The organism is Micromonospora sp. BL1, assembly GCF_003667485.1.
GTDB classification, from domain to species: domain Bacteria; phylum Actinomycetota; class Actinomycetes; order Mycobacteriales; family Micromonosporaceae; genus Micromonospora; species Micromonospora tulbaghiae.
In genome coordinates, this window is the sequence record NZ_RCVK01000096.1 from 1 (window position 1) to 5,586 (window position 5,586).

Consider the following 5,586-nt stretch of genomic DNA (forward strand, 5'->3'; position numbering starts at 1 on the left):
CAGGAGGTGGGCGGCCTGGACCGCTTCGGCTGTCACCTCGGTGAGGCGGTCGGTGGGGAGGGCGCCGAGTTCCTCGCGGCGGAACCAGCGGGCCTCGCAGGTGGAGCCGCCGATGTCGGCCACGGTGGGCGGCGCGGGCTGGTCGACCACCACCCGGTAGAAGGCGCGTACGCCGTGCCAGTCGATCGGGTAGCCCTCCGGGCCGAGCGAGGCGGCGTCCCGGTGGCTGGCCACGCCGAGCAGCTCGACGAGGCGGCCGGTCTGGCCGGTCTCCTCGACCAGCTCCCGGATCAGCGCCGCGCCCGGCTGCTCGCCGTAGTCGGTGCCGCCGCCGGGCAGGTGCCAGCAGCCGGCGCCCGGGTAGCCGTCGGAGACCCGGGTCAGCAGCACGCGCTCCTCCGGGTCGGTCACCACCGCGTACGCGGCGAAGCGCTGCGCCCGGTGCAGCCCGTCCGGGCCGGGGACGGCGTAGAACGAGGGGAACTCGGGCACCTCCTCCGGCACGATGTCGTCGGTGGAGGTGGGCAGGCCCAGGGCACGCGCGGTGAACGACCGCAGCGGCAGTTCCCGGGCCTCGTCGAGGGTGAACCAGCGGGCCAGGTCGGTCGGGCGGTCGACCCGCTCGGTGAGCGTCCCGCCGCGGACCGACACGGTGTAGAGCAGCCGGTCGGTGTGGATCGTGATGCGCCGCTCGGGCAGCGCCCGCATGTCGGCGAGCACGTCCTGGAGGCCGGCGACCGCCACCGAGAGCCCGGTCTCGGCCGCGGTCTCCCGTACGACCGTGTGTTTGGGGTCCTCACCGTGGTCGACCGCTCCTCCGGGGAGCGACCAGGTGCCGGGGGTGCCGGAGCGCTCCGATGCGCGGACCAGCAACACTCGGCCGTTTGAATCAGCACAAACTGCGTATGCCGCGATCCTGCGGAGCGGCTCCAGCGAGGTGGTCACGGGAGCAAATTCTCCCCGGACCGGGTTACCGAGATCGAAAAGAGTCAGATTCCTGACTCTTGGCTGGCGCCTCAGGGATGGGTCAGGGTAAGTGTCCGGGCGGTCACCGAGGTCGGCCGCCGCGGCGCGCGGGACCGTTGACCCATGACCTTCCCGAACCCCTCCCAGGCCCCGTACAAGCAGCTCCGCCGGCCGGTCAGCGACCGCATGATCGCCGGTGTGGCGAGCGGCCTCGGCCGCTACTTCGCTGCCGACCCCACGCTGATCCGGGTGGTCTTCGCGACCGCCACGGTGCTCACCGGCGGGCTCGCCGCGCTCGCGTACCCGATCATGTGGTTCCTGATGCCCGAGGAGCCGGCCGGCGCGCCCGCGTGGCCGCACCCGCCGGGCACCGCGCCGGGCTGGCCGCCGGTCCCGCCGGCCGCACCGGTCCCGCCGGCTACGCCGCAGCCCGGGGCCGGACCGCAGACGCCGCCGCGGCCGGACGCCGGAGCGCCGCCCGCGGCCTGAGCGGCGTCACTCCCACTCGATGGTGCCCGGCGGCTTGCTCGTCACGTCCAGGACCACGCGGTTGACCTCGGCGACCTCGTTGGTGATCCGGGTGGAGATCCGGGCCACCACGTCGTAGGGCAGCCGGGACCAGTCGGCGGTCATCGCGTCCTCGCTGGAGACCGGGCGCAGCACCACCGGGTGACCGTAGGTGCGCCCGTCGCCCTGCACCCCGACGCTGCGCACGTCGGCCAGCAGCACCACCGGGAACTGCCAGACGCCCCGGTCCAGGCCGGCGGTGGTCAGCTCCTGCCGGGCGATCAGGTCGGCCTTGCGGAGCACGGCGAGGCGCTCCTCGTCGACCGCGCCGATGATCCGGATGGCCAGGCCCGGGCCGGGGAACGGGTGCCGCCACACCATCGCCTCGGGCAGTCCCAGCTCCAGGCCGATCGTGCGGACCTCGTCCTTGAACAGCGTGCGCAGCGGCTCGACCAGCGAGAACTTGAGATCCTCGGGCAGACCGCCGACGTTGTGGTGGCTCTTGATGTTGGCGGTGCCGGTGCCGCCGCCGGACTCGACCACGTCCGGGTAGAGCGTGCCCTGCACCAGGTATTCCACGTCGCCGTGCGCGGCGATCTCCCGGGCGGCGGCCTCGAAGACGCGGATGAACTCCCGGCCGATGATCTTGCGCTTCTGCTCCGGGTCGGTCACCCCGGCGAGCGCGCCGAGGAACCGCTCCCGGGCGTCGACCACCTTGAGCTTGATGCCGGTCGCCGCGACGTAGTCCTTCTCGACCTGCTCGGCCTCACCGGCCCGCAGCAGGCCGTGGTCCACGAACACGCAGGTGAGCTGGTCGCCCACGGCGCGGTGCACGAGCGCCGCGGCGACCGCCGAGTCGACGCCGCCGGAGAGGCCGCAGATGACCTCCTTGTCGCCGATCTGCTCACGGATCCGGGCGACCTGCTCGTCGATGATGTTCGACGGCGTCCAGGTCGGTTCGATGCCGGCGATGTCGTACAGGAAGCGGGTGAGCATCTCCTGGCCGTGCGCGGTGTGCCCCACCTCGGGGTGGAACTGCACGCCGGCCCGCCGCCCGGCCACGTCCTCGAACGCGGCGACCGGGGCGCCCGCCGACTCGGCGGTGACGGTGAAGCCGTCCGGGGCCTCGGTGACGCAGTCGCCGTGGCTCATCCAGACCGGCAGGTCGGCCGGCAGGTCGCGCAGCAGCACGCCGGGCTCGGTCAGGCGCGGGCGCAGCGGGGTGCCGCCGTACTCGCGGTTGCCGGTGCGCGCGACGGTGCCGCCGAGCGCCTGGGCCATGGCCTGGAAGCCGTAGCAGATGCCGAAGACCGGCACCCCGGCGTCGAACATCCCGGCGTCGATCTGCGGCGCGTCGGGCGCGTAGACGCTGGACGGGCCGCCGGACAGGATGATCGCGGCCGGGTCCTTGGCCAGCATCTCGGACACCGGCATGGAATGCGGGACGATCTCCGAGTAGACCTTCGCCTCGCGGACACGGCGCGCGATGAGCTGGGCGTACTGGGCTCCGAAGTCCACCACGAGGACGGGGCGAGGCGTGCTCATGTGCGCAAAGCCTACCGACAGTCACCGGCCGCGCGGACGCGCCCCGGAGTTCCCGCGTGGCGTGGCGCCGAGGACACCGCTACGCCCGGGATGTCCGCCGGGATCCCCGCCCGCCACCTGACCCGGTAGCGTCCCGCCGACCAGGGCGACGGGAGACACGACGATGGCCGGGGTGACGATCCGCGACTTCCGCCCGGACGACGGCGAGGCGCTGTCGGCGCTCGTCGTCCGCTGCCTGCGCGAGGTGAACAGCCGCGACTACCCGGCCGAGCTGATCGACCGGATGTGCGCGCACTTCTCCCCCGACCGGTTCCGCCGCCTCGGCGTCGAGCGACACGTCTACGTGGCGGAGCGGGCCGGACGGGTCGTCGGCACTGTGTCGCGCGACGGCAACAAGGTCTACACGATGTTCGTCGATCCCGACGCGCACGGCGGCGGCGTCGGCCGCCTGCTGATGCGGCACGTCGAGGACCTGGCCCGGGCCGAGGGCCACGACGTCATGGAGACCGGCGCGAGCATCACCGGGCACGGGTTCTACCGGCGCATCGGCTACCACGACGTACGGGTGAGCGACACCGAGTTCGGCGTCAACCACATCCTGCGGCGATCGTTGCGGCCCTAGGGGCGCAACGCGGCGGGGGCGTGCGCGGGGACGGCCGGCCGCCGCGGCGGGACCGGCTCGACCCGGGTGTACGCCGACCCGAGCGCCGGGCGCGGGTCCGCCTCGCCCTTGTTCGGCCAGTACGACATGGCCCGCTCGGCCTGGGCGGTGATCGTCAGCGACGGGTTGACGCCCAGGTTCGCCGAGACCGCCGCGCCGTCCACCACGTGCAGCCCCGGATGCCCGTACACCCGGTGCCAGGGGTCGATGACGCCCGCGTCCGGGGTGGCGCCGATGACCGCGCCGCCGAGGATGTGCGCGGTCACCGGGATGTTGAACGGTTCGGTGACCGCCCCGCCGGGGGTGCCGCCGATCTCCTCGGCGAGCAGCCGGGCCGCCGTGTTGCCGGCCGGGATCCAGGTCGGGTTGGGCGCGCCGTGGCCGGGGCCGGAGACCAGCCGGCCCTTGCGGTAGCGGGTGGTCAGCGAGTTGTCGACCGACTGCATGACGAGCGCGATCACGGTGCGCTCGGACCAGCGGCGTACCGACAGCATCCGCGCCGCCAGCGCGGGCTGCCGGACGATGGTGCCCAGCCAGCGCCGGACCCGGCGGGGACCGCCGTCGACGAGCAGCGACTGGAGCAGGCCCATCGCGTTGGAGCCCTTGCCGTAGCGGACCGGCTCGATGTGGGTCTGTGGGTCGGGGTGGAACGAGCTGGTGATCGCCACCCCCTCGGTGAAGTCGAGGCCGCGCCGGCGGGCCGCGCCGGGCGCCACCGAGGCGCCGAGGATGGCCTCGGAGTTGGTGCGGGTCAGCTCGCCCAGCCGGGGCGAGAGCGCCGGCAGCGCGCCGGTCGCCTTCATCTCGTGCAGCAGCCGCTGGGTGCCGAGCGCGCCGGCCGCGAAGACCACCTGGTCGGCGTGGATCACCTCGCGCCGCTTGCGCAGCCAGGCGCCGGTGCGCTCGGTGTGCACGGCGTAGCCGCCGGCCGGGTCGGGGCGTACGGCGGTCACAGTGGTCAGCGGGTGCACCTGCACACCGAGCCGCTCGGCCAGCCAGAGGTAGTTCTTCACGAGCGTGTTCTTGGCGCCGTGCCGGCAGCCGGTCATGCACGACCCGCAGTGGCTGCACCCGGTGCGGTCCGGCCCGGCCCCGCCGAAGTACGGGTCGGCCACCCGCTCGCCGGGGCGCCCGATGTGCACCCCGACCGGCGTCGGGTGGTAGGTGTGCGCCACCCCCATCCGCTCGGCCACCGCGCGCACGGCCTGGTCCGCGCGGGTGTCGATCGGGTACGTGGTGACGCCGAGCATCCGCTTCGCCTGGTCGTAGTGGCGGGCCAGCTCGTCGCGCCAGTCGGTGATGTCCCGCCACTGCGGGTCGGCGTAGAACGCGTCGAGCGGCTCGTAGAGCGTGTTCGCGTAGACGAGCGAGCCGCCGCCCACACCGGCGCCGGAGAGCACCAGCACGCCGCCGCCGGCCTTGCGGTCGGCCGAGCGCAGCAGCGTGATCCGCTGGAGCCCGAAGCAGCCGAGCCGGGGCGCCCAGAGGAACCGTCGCGCCCGCCAGGACGTACGCGGGAACTCGTCGTCGGCGAAGCGCCGGCCGGCCTCCAGCACGCCGACCGAGTAACCCTTCTCGGCCAGCCGCAGCGCGGTGACGCTGCCGCCGAACCCGGACCCGATGACGACCACGTCGTAGCGCATTGACGCATCATTACCGACGAGTAGCTATAGCGCCAACGAGGCTTTTTCGCACATCATGCAGAGCGCTCGATCGCCGGGATTCCCGCCGCTGCAACCCGTGGGCCGCCCTGGCGCGTCGAATCCACGGGGAGGAACGAACGTGACGAGACGACGCCTGCTGGGCCTGGCCGCACTGGTGGCGGCGCTGCTGGTGGCCACCGGAGCGGTGGTGACCACCCGGCTGGTGGCGAACCGCCCGGCCGCCCCGGTCGCCGGCCCGACCAC

5 protein-coding genes are annotated in these 5,586 nt (G+C 73.6%); 2 read left to right on the forward strand and 3 right to left on the reverse strand.

The features are described from left to right. Positions 1–945, reverse strand: a 945-nt coding sequence (locus EAD96_RS00905) for an NUDIX hydrolase (protein WP_120573154.1), incomplete at its 3' end; no start/stop codon positions are given. Between the two features lie 144 nt (positions 946–1,089). Here EAD96_RS00905 and EAD96_RS00910 point away from each other — a divergent pair. Beyond that, entirely contained in the window at positions 1,090–1,455 is a 366-nt protein-coding gene (locus tag EAD96_RS00910) for a PspC domain-containing protein (protein WP_121682926.1), read from the forward strand. A gap of 6 nt (positions 1,456–1,461) precedes the next feature. Here EAD96_RS00910 and guaA read toward each other — a convergent pair whose 3' ends face one another. Beyond that, positions 1,462–3,018, reverse strand: coding sequence for a glutamine-hydrolyzing GMP synthase (gene guaA, locus EAD96_RS00915; protein WP_120573152.1), 1,557 nt, complete (start codon positions 3,016–3,018; stop codon positions 1,462–1,464). Between the two features lie 163 nt (positions 3,019–3,181). Between guaA and EAD96_RS00920 the strand changes: the two genes are divergently transcribed. Further along, on the forward strand, positions 3,182–3,640 hold the full coding sequence (locus EAD96_RS00920; protein ID WP_120573151.1) for a GNAT family N-acetyltransferase: 459 nt from the start codon (positions 3,182–3,184) through the stop codon (positions 3,638–3,640). Here EAD96_RS00920 and EAD96_RS00925 read toward each other — a convergent pair. Further along, a complete protein-coding gene (locus tag EAD96_RS00925) occupies positions 3,637–5,322 on the reverse strand; it encodes an FAD-dependent oxidoreductase (protein WP_121682927.1) in 1,686 nt (561 codons plus the stop codon). The two genes, EAD96_RS00920 and EAD96_RS00925, sit on opposite strands and share 4 nt — an antisense overlap. Positions 5,323–5,586: the final 264 nt, after the last annotated feature.

Bases quoted from the DNA above. Each gene is read 5' to 3' on its own strand.
- EAD96_RS00910 (WP_121682926.1), top strand. From the start codon at position 1,090: ATGACCTTCCCGAACCCCTCCCAGGCCCCGTACAAGCAGCTCCGCCGG.
- guaA (WP_120573152.1), bottom strand. From the start codon at position 3,018: ATGAGCACGCCTCGCCCCGTCCTCGTGGTGGACTTCGGAGCCCAGTAC.
- EAD96_RS00920 (WP_120573151.1), top strand. From the start codon at position 3,182: ATGGCCGGGGTGACGATCCGCGACTTCCGCCCGGACGACGGCGAGGCG.
- EAD96_RS00925 (WP_121682927.1), bottom strand. From the start codon at position 5,322: ATGCGCTACGACGTGGTCGTCATCGGGTCCGGGTTCGGCGGCAGCGTC.